Origin of the sequence: Bradyrhizobium nivariense (assembly GCF_029846695.2) — a bacterium.
Lineage (GTDB): Bacteria > Pseudomonadota > Alphaproteobacteria > Rhizobiales > Xanthobacteraceae > Bradyrhizobium.
In genome coordinates, this window is the sequence record NZ_JARWCR020000003.1 from 205162 (window position 1) to 218912 (window position 13751).

The 13751-nt window shown below is 63.8% G+C and carries 13 protein-coding genes; 9 read left to right on the forward strand and 4 right to left on the reverse strand.

Annotated features, from left to right (window positions below):
• Window positions 1–15 precede the first annotated feature (15 nt).
• The 4 genes from QCM77_RS04485 to gntR all read right to left on the reverse strand — a co-directional run bounded on the left by QCM77_RS04485 (window position 16) and on the right by gntR (window position 4785).
• Window positions 16–762, reverse strand: coding sequence for an SDR family NAD(P)-dependent oxidoreductase (locus QCM77_RS04485; protein WP_279665641.1), 747 nt, complete (start codon window positions 760–762; stop codon window positions 16–18).
• 124 nt (window positions 763–886) lie between these two features.
• Window positions 887–1618, reverse strand: coding sequence for an SDR family oxidoreductase (locus QCM77_RS04490; RefSeq protein WP_279665639.1), 732 nt, complete (start codon window positions 1616–1618; stop codon window positions 887–889).
• Between the two features lie 114 nt (window positions 1619–1732).
• Entirely contained in the window at window positions 1733–3562 is a 1830-nt protein-coding gene (locus tag QCM77_RS04495) for an IlvD/Edd family dehydratase (protein WP_279665638.1), read from the reverse strand.
• A 122-nt stretch (window positions 3563–3684) separates the two neighbouring features.
• Window positions 3685–4785: an HTH-type transcriptional regulator GntR gene (gntR, locus tag QCM77_RS04500; protein ID WP_279665637.1), complete on the reverse strand. Its 1101-nt coding sequence runs from the start codon at window positions 4783–4785 to the stop codon at window positions 3685–3687.
• Between the two features lie 202 nt (window positions 4786–4987).
• Here gntR and QCM77_RS04505 point away from each other — a divergent pair, with 202 nt between their 5' ends.
• The 9 genes from QCM77_RS04505 (at window position 4988) to QCM77_RS04545 (ending at window position 13664) form a co-directional block, all read left to right on the forward strand.
• On the forward strand, window positions 4988–6049 hold the full coding sequence (locus QCM77_RS04505; protein ID WP_279665636.1) for an ABC transporter ATP-binding protein: 1062 nt from the start codon (window positions 4988–4990) through the stop codon (window positions 6047–6049).
• Between the two features lie 101 nt (window positions 6050–6150).
• On the forward strand, window positions 6151–7464 hold the full coding sequence (locus QCM77_RS04510) for an ABC transporter substrate-binding protein (protein ID WP_279665635.1): 1314 nt from the start codon (window positions 6151–6153) through the stop codon (window positions 7462–7464).
• A 66-nt stretch (window positions 7465–7530) separates the two neighbouring features.
• Window positions 7531–8478, forward strand: coding sequence for a carbohydrate ABC transporter permease (locus tag QCM77_RS04515; RefSeq protein ID WP_279665634.1), 948 nt, complete (start codon window positions 7531–7533; stop codon window positions 8476–8478).
• Window positions 8479–8480: 2 nt separating this feature from the next.
• Window positions 8481–9356 carry a carbohydrate ABC transporter permease gene (locus QCM77_RS04520; RefSeq protein ID WP_279665632.1) on the forward strand — a complete coding sequence of 292 codons (876 nt, stop codon included), beginning with the start codon at window positions 8481–8483 and terminating at the stop codon, window positions 9354–9356.
• Window positions 9357–9434: 78 nt separating this feature from the next.
• Window positions 9435–10421 (forward strand): D-erythronate dehydrogenase, encoded by a 987-nt coding sequence (denD, locus tag QCM77_RS04525; RefSeq protein WP_279684789.1) that lies wholly within the window; start codon window positions 9435–9437, stop codon window positions 10419–10421.
• A 23-nt stretch (window positions 10422–10444) separates the two neighbouring features.
• Complete coding sequence (locus QCM77_RS04530) at window positions 10445–11422, forward strand: sugar kinase (RefSeq protein ID WP_279665628.1); 978 nt, start codon at window positions 10445–10447, stop codon at window positions 11420–11422.
• 16 nt (window positions 11423–11438) lie between these two features.
• Window positions 11439–12089, forward strand: coding sequence for a bifunctional 4-hydroxy-2-oxoglutarate aldolase/2-dehydro-3-deoxy-phosphogluconate aldolase (gene eda / locus QCM77_RS04535; RefSeq protein WP_279665627.1), 651 nt, complete (start codon window positions 11439–11441; stop codon window positions 12087–12089).
• 58 nt (window positions 12090–12147) lie between these two features.
• On the forward strand, window positions 12148–13317 hold the full coding sequence (locus tag QCM77_RS04540; RefSeq protein WP_279665625.1) for an acetyl-CoA acetyltransferase: 1170 nt from the start codon (window positions 12148–12150) through the stop codon (window positions 13315–13317).
• 140 nt (window positions 13318–13457) lie between these two features.
• Window positions 13458–13664, forward strand: coding sequence for a hypothetical protein (locus tag QCM77_RS04545; protein WP_279665623.1), 207 nt, complete (start codon window positions 13458–13460; stop codon window positions 13662–13664).
• Window positions 13665–13751 lie beyond the last annotated feature (87 nt).

Here is a 13751-nt window from a genome sequence, read left to right on the forward strand (position 1 = left end):
CGGGCGTCCCGTGCCTCAGTAGGTCGCCCGTCCCCCGGAAATATCAAACACTGCGCCGGTCGAGAAGGCACAATCTTCGGATGCGAGCCAGGCCGTCATCGCGGCGAGCTCCTCCACCAGCACGAAGCGGCCTTTTGGGATCTTCGACAGCATGAAGTCGATATGCTGCTGCGTCATCTGGTCGAAGATCGCGGTCTTCGCAGCCGCGGGCGTCACCGCATTGACGAGGATGTCATGTGCCGCCAATTCCTTGCCGAGCGATTTTGTCAGCGCGATCAGTCCGGCCTTGGACGCCGAATAGTGCGAGGCGTTCGGATTGCCTTCCTTGCCGGCGATCGAGGCGATGTTGACGATCCGCCCGTATTTCTGCTTGAGCATTGCGGGCACGATCGCCTTGCAGCAGATGAAGGGGCCGTCGAGGTTGATGCGCAGGACCTTGCGCCATTCCTCCAGATCAGTCTCCCAGACCGGTTTGTTGACGCCGGCAATGCCGGCATTGTTGACGAGGATGTCGATCTTGCCGAAGGCGGCGAGCGTCGCATCGCGCGCCTGCTCGACGCCTGCGGTGTCGGTGATGTCGACCTTGAAGACGCGGGCGTTGTCGCCGATTTCCTTTGCCGTCTTCTCGGCCAGTGCCGCGTCAAAATCCCAGATCGCCACCTTCGCGCCGGAATCGACGAAGCGCTGGCTGATGGCACGGCCAAAGCCCTGCGCGCCGCCGGTGACGATGGCGACGCGGCCGTTGAGATCGATCTTGTTCATCGAGAAATCCCCTTCGTCTATCCCTCATGGTGAGGAGCGCGCACTTGGCGCGCATCTCGAACCATTGAGCCCGTGGCCCATCCAGCGAGACGCCGCTGTCTCGCCTCCTCGGGAAGAGGCGTGATCAGAGCATGTAGCCGCCGTCGACCACGAGATCGACGCCGGTGGTGAAGGCGCTCTCGTCACTGCCGAGATAGACCGCCATGGACGCGATCTCGTCGGCGGTGCCGAGCCGGCCCATCTTCTGGCGGGAGACGAACATCTCCTTGCCCTGCGGCCCTTGCGCGGCGGCGCGGTCGAGCATCGAGGGCGTCTCGACGGTGCCGGGGCAGATGCTGTTGCAGCGGATGCCCTTGGTGATGAAGTCGAGCGCGACCGCGCGCGTCAGCAGCGACACCGCCGCCTTCGAGGCGCTGTAGACGTAGCGGTTGGCCGGCGGCCGCAGCGCCGCGCAGGAGGAGATGTTGACGATGCTGCCGCCGCCACCCGCGAGCATGTCCGGCAGGAAGGCCCTGATGGTCCGGTGCATCGACTTGACGTTGAGGTCGAACGAGAAATCAAAATCCTCTTCCGAACACTCCAGGATGGTGCCGTGGTGGACGAAGCCCGCCGCGTTGAGCAGGATGTCGACCTTGCCGATGCGCTTGGCAAAGGCGTTGACATCGGCGGTGTTGCGGACGTCGAGCTTCGCCGTCTCGGCGATGCCTTCCTTGGCCAGGCTCGCGATGCCGCTCTCGTTGATGTCGGTGGCGATCACTGTTGCGCCTTCACGCGCGAATGCGATGGCGCATGCGCGTCCGATGCCTGCCGCCGCAGCCGTGATGACGGCGCGCTTTCCCTTGAGGCGGTCTGCCATTTGTATTTCTCCTCGATTTGCTTAGTGCCGTAGCCCGGATGAGCGCGCGAGCGCGATATCCGGGAGCGGATGTCCCGGGTGTCGCTTCGCTCACCCGGGCTACGTGTTCCTAACTCAGTGATTGTCCCGCGCCACACCAAACGTGCCGGCGACGTTCTGGTAGCGGGTGGCGAGCTCCATGCAGGCACCGGTCGACTGCTGGCCGACGGTGTTGCGATAAAGCTCCTGCCACGGCGTCTGGTTCGGCGGATGCTTGAAGCCGCCATTCGCCGTCAGCTCGGCGTGGCGCTTCTTCACCTCGTCGTCGGAGATGAGAATGTTGGCGCTGCCCTTGTTCAGGTCGACGCGTACCTTGTCGCCGTTCCTGAGGATCGCGAGCCCGCCATTGGCGGCGGCTTCCGGCGAAGCATTGAGGATCGAGGGCGAGCCCGAGGTGCCGGACTGGCGGCCGTCGCCGATGCAGGGCAGGGAGTGGATACCGCGTTTGATCAGCGCCGCCGGCGGCTGCATGTTCACGACCTCGGCGCCGCCGGGATAGCCGATCGGGCCGGTGCCGCGGATGAACAGCACGCAGCGCTCGTCGATCTCGAGCGAGGGATCGTCGATTCGATCGTGATAGTCCTCGGGACCCTCGAACACGACTGCGCGGCCCTCGAAGGCGTTGAGGTCCTTGGGGTTGCTGAGATAGCGGTCGCGAAACTCCTTGGAGATCACGCTGGTCTTCATGATCGCGGAATCGAACAGATTGCCCCTCAGCACCAGGAAGCCGGCGTCCTTCACCAGCGGCTTGTCGTAAGCCCAGATCACGTCATTGTCGGGCTTTGGCGCATCCTTGCAGTTCTCGCCGATGCCGCGGCCGTTGACCGTGACCGCGTTCTCATGGATGCGCTTGTGCTTCATCAACTCGCGCACCACGGCCGGCACGCCGCCGGCGCGGTGGAATTCCTCGCCGAGATAGAAGCCGGCCGGCTGCATGTTGACCAGCAGCGGCACGTCGTGGCCGACCTTCTGCCAATCGTCGATGGAGAGCTCGACGCCGATGTGGCGCGCCAGCGCGTTGATGTGGATCGGCGCGTTGGTCGAGCCGCCGATCGCCGAATTGATCACGATGCAGTTCTCGAACGCCTCGCGGGTCAGGATGTCCGAGGGCTTGAGGTCTTCCCAGACCATCTCGACGGCGCGCTTGCCGGTCTCGTAGGCGATCTGGCCACGTTCGCGATAGGGGGCGGGGATCGCGGCACATCCCGGCAGCGAAAAGCCGAGCGCTTCGGCAAGCCCGTTCATGGTCGAGGCGGTGCCCATGGTGTTGCAATGACCGACCGAGGGCGCCGAGGACGCCACGATTTCCATGAATTCCTCGTAGTCGATCTCGCCGGCGGCGAGGCGCTCGCGCGACTTCCAGACGATCGTGCCGGAGCCGGTGCGCTCGCCATTGTGCCAGCCGTTCAGCATCGGGCCGCCCGACAGCACGATCGCGGGCAGGTTGACGGTCGCCGCCGCCATCATGCAGGCCGGCGTGGTCTTGTCGCAGCCGGTGGTCAGCACCACGCCGTCGAGCGGATAGCCGTAGAGGATCTCGACCAGGCCGAGATAAGCGAGGTTGCGGTCGAGCGCAGCGGTCGGGCGCTTGCCGGTCTCCTGGATCGGATGGGTCGGAAATTCCATCGCAATGCCGCCGGCCTCGCGGATGCCTTCGCGGACACGATGAGCAAGCTCGATATGGTGGCGGTTGCAGGGGGAGAGGTCGTTGCCGGTCTGGGCGATGCCGATGATCGGCTTGCCGGACTGAAGCTCGGTGCGGGTGAGACCGTAGTTCAAATAGCGCTCCATATAGAGCGCGGTCATGCCCGGATTATGCGGATTGTTGAACCATTCCTGCGAGCGAAGGTGGCGGCGAGCGCCGTTGCCGGTGGGGGCATGCCCATTGGTTGGTTTTTTTGTCATTGGTTTCTCCTGCAATGCAAACGCACTGGCGTCCGTTTTATGGTGTCGGCTTGAGCGATGCCCAACGGCGCGAGTGATGATTTGCCTGCCCGCTGGCGGGTCGTTTCCTCACAAATCCGATACTAGTCATGGCTGCTTGGTAACGCTACCATTTTGTTCGCCGCGCCCGCGCCTGAAGCGACGGGCCTGCCGTCCGAACGTCGCGCCGACGAGCTTTGCCGCGCGATCACCTTGAAGCCGAGATCGAGCACCGGATGTTGCGGGCGCCGCCCGTCGATCGCGTCGATCAGCATGGTGGCGGCCGTGCTGCCCATCTCGTAGCGGTTGGTGCGCACGCTCGTGAGGGTCGGGACGGCGGAGGCCATGAATTCGAGATCGTTGAAGCCGACGATCGCGATCTGTTCGGGGATCGCGATCTCCCGGCGCCCGCATTCGAACAGCACACCGAGCGCGAGGTCGTCATTGGCGCAGAACACCGCGTCCATGCCGGGCTCCCGCGCCAGGAGATCGGTGAACAGGGCGCCGCCGAGCGTCACCGAGGTCGGTGTCGCCGTTGTGACGACGAGGCGTTGCTCGAACAGTCCGGCATCCTTCATGGCCGAGACGTATCCGTCGAGCCGCCGCTGCACCCGCGGATCCATCCGCGCGCCGACGAAGCCGATCTTGCGGTGACCTTGCGCGAACAGGTGCGCAATCGCCGCGCGGGCTGCGTCATAGTGCGAAAAGCCGATCATCATGTCGACCGGATTGGGCCCGATCTCCATGATCTGCATGATCGGGCAGTCGGCAGCCTCGAGCATCGCGCGCGATTCGGCGGTCTGGTCGATGCCGGTGACGATCAGCCCGGCCGGCTTCTGCGCAAGAAACAGGCGCAGCAGCTTCTCCTCCTGGAGAATACTGTAGCGTGTGTTGGACAGCTGGATCGAGTAACGGCTGCTTTCGGAGGCGTCATAGATGCCGCGCAGCACATCGGAGAACACGTTATTGGTCAGTGACGGAATCAAGACACCGATCACCTCGGTGCGCTGCGAGGCCAACGCGCGTGCCGCCAGGTTCGGCACATAGCCGAGCTCCTTGGCCGCGCTGTCGACCCGTGTCCGCTTGGCGACCGACAGGGCCTCGGGATTGCGGAAGAAACGGGATGCTGTGATCGGGCTGACACCGGCAAGCTCGGCGACTTCCGCCAGCCGGATTTTGCCTGACTTGGTGCGTTTTCGACCCATTTGCTGCTCTTAACACACTCACTGTCGCAAACAAAGGAACGTTGACAGCGCTACCAGCACAGACTAACCAAAGACAAATTGCCAAAACCGCACAAACTGCTGACAATGTCGCCCGCTAAGGTTGGGCTTCGTTGGGTGAAGTCTGAAAAAACAAGACGGTCGCGGCGCCAGAGGCGTCGTGGACTTTCGAGGAGGGAGCTAGATGTCGTCTGTGCAAATCCGCGACGTGCGGAAATCGTTTGGCAATTTTGAAGTCCTGCACGGCGTTTCGATTCCGATCGAGGACGGCCAGTTCGTCGTCCTGGTTGGCCCCTCCGGCTGCGGCAAGTCGACGCTTCTGCGCATGCTCGCCGGTCTCGAGAACATCACCTCAGGCACGATCTCGATCGGCGACCGCGTCGTCAACAATGTCCAGCCCAAGGAGCGGGACATTGCGATGGTGTTCCAGAACTACGCGCTCTATCCGCACATGACGGTCGGCGAGAACATGGGCTTCTCGATGAAGCTGCGGGGCGAGAGCAGCGACGAGATCAACAAGCGCGTCAAGCGCGCCGCCGAGATCCTGGCGCTGTCGCCGCTGCTCGAACGCTATCCGCGCCAGCTCTCCGGCGGCCAGCGCCAGCGCGTCGCCATGGGCCGCGCCATCGTGCGCGATCCGCAGGTGTTCCTGTTCGACGAGCCGTTGTCGAACCTCGACGCCAAGCTGCGCGTCGCGATGCGCACCGAGATCAAGGAGCTGCACCAGCGGCTGAAGACCACGACCGTCTACGTCACCCACGACCAGATCGAGGCCATGACCATGGCCGACAAGATCGTCGTCATGCATGACGGCATCGTCGAGCAGATGGGCACGCCGCTCGAGCTCTACGACAAGCCCGACAACCAGTTCGTCGCCGGGTTCATCGGCTCGCCGTCCATGAACTTCCTGAAGGGGCATGTGCGCGTCAACGGGGTTGCGACCTTCGAGGGTCCGAACGGCGTCAAGCTGCCGCTCAAGAACGCGCCGGCGGCGTCCGACGGCCGTCCTGTCGTTTACGGCGTGCGGCCCGAGCATTTCACCATCGCTGACGACGGCGCCGATGCCGAGATCATCGTGGTCGAGCCGACCGGCTCGGAGACACAGGTGTTTGCCAAGGTCGGCGGCGAGCAGGTCGTTGCGGTCTTCCGCGAGCGCCACCAGTTCAATCCGGGTGACAAGGTCAAGCTGAAGCCCGATCCGTCACTGGTCCATCTGTTCGACGAGGCGACAGGCAAACGCGTGTAGCGACGCCGAGGAACTGTCCAGGAAAAACTGCCCAGGACGACCCAATAAGACGATCCGATACAAGACGACCCAATACAAATATAAAATTTAGGGAGAGAAAGATGAGCGATTTCGACAGGCGAAGTGTGCTTAAAGTCGGCCTGGGCGGCGCAGCGTTGCTGGCCGGCCCGGGCATCGTCCCGGTGCGCGCGGCGGAGTGGACCAACACGCCCGAGCCGAACGCGTCGATTCGCGTGCTGCGCTGGAAGCAGTTCATCCAGGCCGAGTTCGACAAGTTCGCCGAGCTGACCAAGAAGTTCTCCGAGAAGACCGGCGTCAAGGTGAAGCTCGAGGCCGAGAGCTGGGAAGACATCCGCCCCAAAGCGGCGGTCGCCGCCAACGTCGGCGCCGGTCCCGACCTGATCATCGGCACGCTCGACGATCCCCATAAATTCCCGGAAAAGCTGATCGACATGACCGATGTCGCCGACTATCTCGGCGCGCAGTATGGCGGCTGGTACCCGGTCGCCGAGAAGTACGGCAAGAAGGGCAATGGCTGGATCGCCATTCCGCAAGGCGCAACCGGCGGCTGCCTGAACTACCGCATCAGCCACGTGAAGGCCGCGGGCTTTGACCAATTCCCCAAGGACACCGCCGGCTTCCTCAAGCTCTGCCAGGCCCTGAAGAAGAACAACACGCCGGCCGGCTTCGCGCTCGGCCACGCCACGGGCGACGCCAATGGCTGGTGCCAGTGGGCGCTGTGGGCGCATGGCGGCAAGGTCGTCAACGAGAAGAACGAGGTGGTGATCGACTCGCCGGAGACGATCGCCGCGCTCGAATACGTCAAGCAGCTCTACGCGACGTTCATTCCGGGCGTGCTGTCGTGGAATGACTCGAACAACAACAAGGCGTTCCTGAACGGCGAGCTCAGCCTGACGCTGAACGGCATCTCGATCTGGACCGTCGGCAAGAACTCCACGGATCCGAAGCAGCAGGAGATCGCCAAGGACATGGATCACGCGCCGATGCCGATCGGGCCCGTCGGCGTGTCGACCGAGCAGCAGAACGTGCTGGTCGCCTACGGCTACAAGCACTCGAAATACCCCAAGGCGGTCAAGGAATACATCAAGTTCATGTGGGACAAGGAGAACTACGACGCGTGGGAGGTCGCCTCCAACGGCTACGTCTCGCCGCCGCTGCCGGCCTACAACGACAACCCGGTGTGGACCTCCGATCCCAAGATCACCCCGTATCGTGACTGCTTGAAGCGCTGCCGCGACAATGGCTTTGCCGGCGACCTCGGTTACGCCTCGGCCGCCGTGATGGGCGACTTCGTCGTGGTCGACATGTTCGCGGAAGCCGCCTCCGGCTCGGCGACGCCGAAGGAAGCTGCGGCGCGCGCCGCCGAGCGCGCCAAGCGCTACTACCAGGTCTGATCAGCTCCAATCTGCGCGGCGTCCGGTTCGCCGGACGCCGCGACTTTTCGTCAAGGGGAATCCGACATGGCAGTTATGGCCGAGCCCGTTGCCGCGCAGGTCAAGCGCAGCAGCTTGTGGACCAGAGCATTCGAGAGCCGGCATTTCCTCGGCGCAATGTTCATGGTGCCGGCGATCGCGATTCTCATCCTGTTTCTGGCTTACCCGCTGGCGCTGGGCTTCTGGCTCGGCATGACCGATACCAAGATCGGCGGAGCGGGGCGCTTCATCGGCTTCCAGAACTTCGTCTCGCTCTCGAAGGACTCGGTGTTCTGGCTGTCGGTGTTCAACACCATCTTTTACACGGTCGCTGCCAGCGCCGTGAAATTCGCCATCGGACTTTACCTGGCGCTGCTGCTCAACGAGCGACTGCCGTTCAAGTCGATGGTCCGCGCGATCGTGCTATTGCCCTTCGTGGTGCCGACGGTGCTCTCCGCGATCGCGTTCTGGTGGATTTATGACAGCCAGTTCTCGATCATCTCCTGGGTGTTGATCAAGGCTGGCCTGATCACGCACTACATCGATTTTCTCGGCGATCCCTGGAATGCGCGCTGGTCGGTCGTTGCTGCCAATATCTGGCGCGGCGTGCCTTTCGTGGCGATCACCCTGCTGGCGGGACTACAGACGATTTCGCCCTCGCTCTATGAGGCCGCCAATCTCGACGGTGCCACCAATCTGCAGCGCTTCCGCCACATCACGCTGCCGATGCTGTCGCCGATCATCGCGGTCGTGATGACGTTCTCGGTGCTGATGACCTTCACCGACTTCCAGCTGATCTACACCATCACGCGGGGCGGGCCGATCAACGCCACCCATCTGATGGCGACGCTGTCGTTCCAGCGCGCCATCACTGGCGGCAATCTCGGGGAGGGCGCGGCGATCTCGAACGCGATGATTCCGTTCCTGGTCGCGGCGATCCTGCTCAGCTTCTTCGGGCTTCAGCGTTCCCGCTGGCAGCAGGGCGGGAGGGACTGACCATGACCACGACGGACGACCAAAGCGTCGGAATGGACTATCTGGAAAGTTTTCCGCGAAAATTTCTCCGCGTCTACCTTCCGCTCGGCCTGATCATCTTCTTCCTGCTGTTCCCGTTCTACTGGATGGCGGTCGCGACGTTCAAGCCGGACGCGGAGATGTACGACTACGAGAAGTACAATCCGTTCTGGATCCTGCATCCGACGCTGGAGCACATCAAGAAGCTGTTCTTCGACACCGACTATCCGCTCTGGATGTGGAACACCGTGATCGTGTCGGTGTCCTCGACCTGCATCTCGCTGTTTGCCAGCGTCTGCGCCGCCTATGCGATCGAACGTCTGCGCTACAAGGGCTCGCGCTATGTCGGCCTTGCGATCTTCCTCGGTTATCTCGTGCCGCCATCGATCCTGTTCATTCCACTGGCGGCGATCGTGTTCCAGCTCGGCCTGTTCGACGGCAATCTGGCGCTGATCCTGACCTATCCGACCTTCCTGATCCCGTTCTGCACCTGGCTCCTGATGGGCTATTTCCGCACCATCCCCTATGAGCTGGAGGAGTGTGCGCTGATCGACGGGGCGACGCGGATCCAGATTCTGACCAAGATCACGCTGCCGCTGTCGCTGCCGGGAGTGATCTCGGCGGGCATCTTCGCCTTCACGTTGTCCTGGAACGAGTTCATCTACGCGCTGACCTTCATCTCCTCGTCCGAGAACAAGACCATCCCCGTCGGCGCCATCACCGAGCTTGTCAACGGCGACGTCTACCATTGGGGTGCGCTGATGGCGGCGGCTCTGACCGGCTCGGTCCCCGTAGTTATCCTTTATTCCTTCTTCGTGGAGTACTATGTGTCTGCGATGACTGGCGCCGTGAAGGAATGATCGCGGGGCCTGCCTGAGAGCGCGCCAGGACGAATTGTCAAGGGCGGCGCGTTCCGGCCAATAAGAAGGAGTAGGCTCTTGCACATTCTGGTTCTGGGCGCCGCCGGCATGGTCGGCCGCAAATTATGCGAACGGCTGTTGCGCGACGGCCGGCTCGGCAAGAGCGACATCACCAAGCTGACCATGCATGACGTGGTCGAGCCGAAGCAGCCGGAGCAGGCCGGTTTTGCCGTCGAGACCGTATCGAGCGATTTCGCCGTTCCAGGTGCCGCCGAAAAGCTGATCGCCGGCCGTCCGGACGTGATCTTTCATCTCGCCGCGATCGTCTCGGGCGAAGCCGAGCTCGATTTCGACAAGGGCTACCGCATCAACCTCGACGGAACGCGGATGCTGCTCGATGCTGTCAGGCTTGCCGGCGGCGGCTACAAGCCGCGCGTGGTATTCACCTCCTCGATCGCGGTGTTCGGCGCGCCGTTCCCCGATGCGATCGGCGACGAGTTCTTCCACACGCCGCTTCTGAGCTACGGCACCCAGAAGGCGATCGGCGAACTGCTGCTGGCCGACTATTCCCGCCGCGGCTTCCTCGACGGCATCGGCATCCGCCTGCCGACCATCTGCATCAGGCCCGGCCTGCCCAACAAGGCGGCATCTGGCTTCTTCTCCAGCATCCTGCGCGAGCCGCTGGCCGGCAAGGACGTGATCCTGCCGGTCGCCGAGGACGTCCGCCACTGGCACACCACGCCGCGCTCCGCCGTCGGCTTCCTGCTGCATGCCGGCACTATGGACCTCGCTACCGTCGGTCCGCGCCGCAACCTGACGATGCCGGGCCTGTCCGCGACGGTGGGCGAGCAGATCGCCGCGCTGAAGCGTGTTGCGGGCGACAAGGTCGCCGCCCGCATCAAGCGGGAGCCCGATCCCTTCATCGTCGGCATCGTCGGCGGCTGGCCGCGCAACTTCAATGCAAAGCGGTCGCTCGAACTCGGCTTCACCACCGCCGAGAAGACTTTTGACGACATCATCCGCATTCACATCGAAGACGAGCTCGGCGGCAATTTCGTCGCCTGATCTCTGACTGAGCGGGTAAAGTGATGGCGAGCGTTGCTTGCATCGGCGAATGCATGGTCGAGCTCCGGCAGGCCCAGGGTGGACAATCCGCCGGACAGTCCGGGCAGGGTGGGGGCCTCTATTCGCGTGGATTCGGCGGCGACACCCTCAACACGGCGGTGTATCTGGCGCGGCTCGAGGTCAAGGTCGATTATCTCACCGCGCTTGGCGACGATGCCCTGAGCGATGAGATGATCGCGGCCTGGACCGCGGAGGCCGTCGGCACCCGCCGCGTCGTGCGGTTGCCGGGCAAGCTGCCCGGCCTTTACATGATCCAGCTGGATGCGAAGGGCGAGCGCCAGTTCTTCCACTGGCGCGACAGTGCGGCGGCGCGCCAGCTGATGAGTCTGCCGGAGACGGACGAGCTGCTCAACTCGCTGATGAGCTACGACATCGTCTATCTCTCCGCGATCACGCTCTCGATCTACGACGCGGCCGGCCGCGAGCGCCTGTTCGCGGCGATCAAGCGCGCGCGGCTGCTCGGCACCCGCTTCGTGTTCGACACCAACTTCCGCGCACGCGGCTGGCCCGATCGCGATGTCGCCCGCGAGGTGTTTGCCGCGGCCTTTGCGGGTGCCGACATCGTGCTGACCTCGACCGAGGATCTGCTCGCGCTCTATCCCGGCGAGAGCCACGAGCAACTGATGGCGCGTATTCCAAGCCCGGAGCTGGTGTTCCGGCTCGCCGAGCCGGTCAGCCTCTTGCGCTTTCCCGGCGGCACGAGCGAGGTGCGTGCCGAGCCCATGACCAAGCCCGTGGTCGACACCACCGCGGCCGGCGACAGCTTTGCCGCGGCCTATATTGCGGCGCGGCTCGCCGGTTCCGATCCGGTCGAGGCCGCCCAGGCCGGGCATCGCCTCGCCAGCCTCGTGATCTGCTATGCTGGCGCCATCATTCCGGGCTATGCCATGCCGCCGAAGAAGCGGCACCGGCCGGCGACCACGCGTCAAGCGACCAAGTAAAGAAGCGACAACGACGATGACCACGACTGCCCAACAGAACCACCTCGCCGCGCTGTTCAAGGCCGCGACCGTTATTCCTGTCCTCACCATCGAGCGGATCCAGGATGCCGTGCCGCTGGCGAAAGCGCTGGTTGCCGGCGGTGTCCGCACGCTCGAGGTGACCATGCGCACCCCCGTTGCGATCGAGGCGGCGAGGGCGATGATGGCCGAAGTCCCCGAGGCGATCGTCGGCATCGGCACGATTCTCAATCCGGCCGACTTCACCCGAGTCGAAAAGCTCGGCGTGAAGTTCGGCATCAGCCCGGGCTTGACCCCCGATCTCCTGAAGGCCGCAGCGGACAGCACCTTGCCGTTCGCGCCGGGCATTGCCACTGCGTCCGAGCTGATGATGGCGCTGGCGCACGGCCTCGATGTCGCAAAGTTCTTCCCGGCCGAGCAGGCCGGCGGCATCAAGGGCCTGCGCGCGCTCGGCGGCCCGTTCCCGAACGTGCGGTTCTGCCCCACCGGCGGCGTCGGCGAGGCCAATGCGGGGAGCTGGCTGGCCGAGCCCAATGTGGTGGCGGTCGGCGGTTCCTGGCTGTGCCCGGCGGCGGAGATCAAGGCCGGGAACTGGGCCGGCATAACTGCCATCTGCCAGCGCACGCTCAAGGCCCTGAAAGCCGCGTGAAGTCTTGCCATCGATCGGCTAAGACTTAGGTCAGTAAGAGATCCTAGGGAGATTGACCATGACCGCCAGCATCGTCGGATGGGCGCATACGCCGTTTGGCAAGTTCGACACCGAAACCGTCGAAAGCCTCGTCACGCGTGTCGCCAATGAGGCGATGGCGGATGCCGGCATCTCCGCGTCCGACGTCGATGAGATCGTGCTCGGCCATTTCAACGCCGGCTTCTCGCCGCAGGATTTTACCGCCTCGCTGGTGCTCCAGGCCGACCCAAAACTGCGCTTTAAACCGACCACCCGCGTCGAGAACGCCTGCGCCACGGGATCTGCCGCCGTGCACCAGGGGGTTCGCGCGATCGCCGCGGGTGCTGCCAGGATCGTGCTGGTCGTCGGCGTCGAGCAGATGACGCGGACGCCGGGGCCGGAGATCGGCAAAAACCTGCTCAAGGCGTCCTATCTGCCTGAGGACGGCGACACCGTCGGGGGCTTCGCCGGCGTGTTCGGCAAGATCGCCAGCTCCTATTTCCAGAAATACGGCGACCAGTCCGATGCGCTGGCGCTGATCGCGGCCAAGAACCACAAGAACGGCGTCGCCAATCCCTATGCCCAGATGCGCAAGGATTTTGGCTTCGACTTCTGCCGCGCCGAGAGCGAGAAGAACCCTTACGTTGCCGGCCCGCTGAAGCGCACCGATTGCTCGCTGGTCTCCGACGGCGCCGCTGCGCTGATTTTGGCCGACGCCGAGACCGCCAGGGGCATGAGCAAGTCGATCGGCTTCCGCGCCACCGCGCATGCCCAGGATTTTTTGCCGATGTCCAAGCGCGACATCCTTCAGTTCGAGGGCTGCACGGTCGCCTGGCAGCGCGCGCTGGAAAAGGCGGGCGTTACGCTTTCCGATCTCTCCTTCGTCGAGACCCATGACTGCTTCACCGTCGCCGAGCTGATCGAGTATGAAGCGATGGGCCTGACGCCGAAGGGGCAGGGCGCCCGCGCCATCAAGGAAGGCTGGACGCTCAAGGACGGCAAGCTGCCGGTCAATCCGTCCGGCGGCCTGAAGGCCAAGGGCCACCCGATCGGCGCCACCGGCGTCTCCATGCACGTGATGACCGCGATGCAGCTCGCCGGCCAGGCGCCCGAGGGCATGCAGCTCAAGAACGCGAAACTCGGCGGCATCTTCAACATGGGCGGCGCCGCCGTCGCCAACTACGTCTCCGTGCTGGAGCCGCTGAAGTAGATTCTGGTAGGGGGTAGGTTAGCCCCGCGGCTGCGCGAAGCGCGGTCCGCTGGCTAACTACCCTACAGCCTTTGCGTTAAATCATGGTAGGCTCGCGCGGCTCACCTTAATGCTCTTGATTGATTTGCAGGGGATACATCATGAGCAATGACTACGAAGAATCGCTGTCAATGGACGCACTCAACGATCGCATCGCGATCCTCGAGGACAATATCCGGCAGCTCATCGAGCAGGCCGCGGCGGCCTCGGGCGAGCAGAACGAGTCGCGGATCGCCGACCGCATCAACCAGCAGAATGAGGAGCTCGACCGTCTCCTCAAGGTTCGCGAATCCCGTCAGAAGAAATAGCGGACGCATCGCTGCGCACGCGGCCATACGCCGGCCGCCCTTGCGCGCGCGCCGCCGCTGCCGTTAGCTGGACCGAAATCGCAGGGC

Excerpts from the sequence above, each read along its gene's own strand:
- QCM77_RS04515 (WP_279665634.1), top strand. The coding sequence starts at position 7,531 with ATGGCAGTTATGGCCGAGCCCGTTGCCGCGCAGGTCAAGCGCAGCAGC.
- gntR (WP_279665637.1), bottom strand. The coding sequence starts at position 4,785 with ATGGGTCGAAAACGCACCAAGTCAGGCAAAATCCGGCTGGCGGAAGTC.
- QCM77_RS04520 (WP_279665632.1), top strand. The coding sequence starts at position 8,481 with ATGACCACGACGGACGACCAAAGCGTCGGAATGGACTATCTGGAAAGT.
- eda (WP_279665627.1), top strand. The coding sequence starts at position 11,439 with ATGACCACGACTGCCCAACAGAACCACCTCGCCGCGCTGTTCAAGGCC.
- QCM77_RS04495 (WP_279665638.1), bottom strand. The coding sequence starts at position 3,562 with ATGACAAAAAAACCAACCAATGGGCATGCCCCCACCGGCAACGGCGCT.
- QCM77_RS04540 (WP_279665625.1), top strand. The coding sequence starts at position 12,148 with ATGACCGCCAGCATCGTCGGATGGGCGCATACGCCGTTTGGCAAGTTC.
- QCM77_RS04530 (WP_279665628.1), top strand. The coding sequence starts at position 10,445 with ATGGCGAGCGTTGCTTGCATCGGCGAATGCATGGTCGAGCTCCGGCAG.
- QCM77_RS04545 (WP_279665623.1), top strand. The coding sequence starts at position 13,458 with ATGAGCAATGACTACGAAGAATCGCTGTCAATGGACGCACTCAACGAT.
- QCM77_RS04505 (WP_279665636.1), top strand. The coding sequence starts at position 4,988 with ATGTCGTCTGTGCAAATCCGCGACGTGCGGAAATCGTTTGGCAATTTT.
- QCM77_RS04485 (WP_279665641.1), bottom strand. The coding sequence starts at position 762 with ATGAACAAGATCGATCTCAACGGCCGCGTCGCCATCGTCACCGGCGGC.
- QCM77_RS04510 (WP_279665635.1), top strand. The coding sequence starts at position 6,151 with ATGAGCGATTTCGACAGGCGAAGTGTGCTTAAAGTCGGCCTGGGCGGC.
- QCM77_RS04490 (WP_279665639.1), bottom strand. The coding sequence starts at position 1,618 with ATGGCAGACCGCCTCAAGGGAAAGCGCGCCGTCATCACGGCTGCGGCG.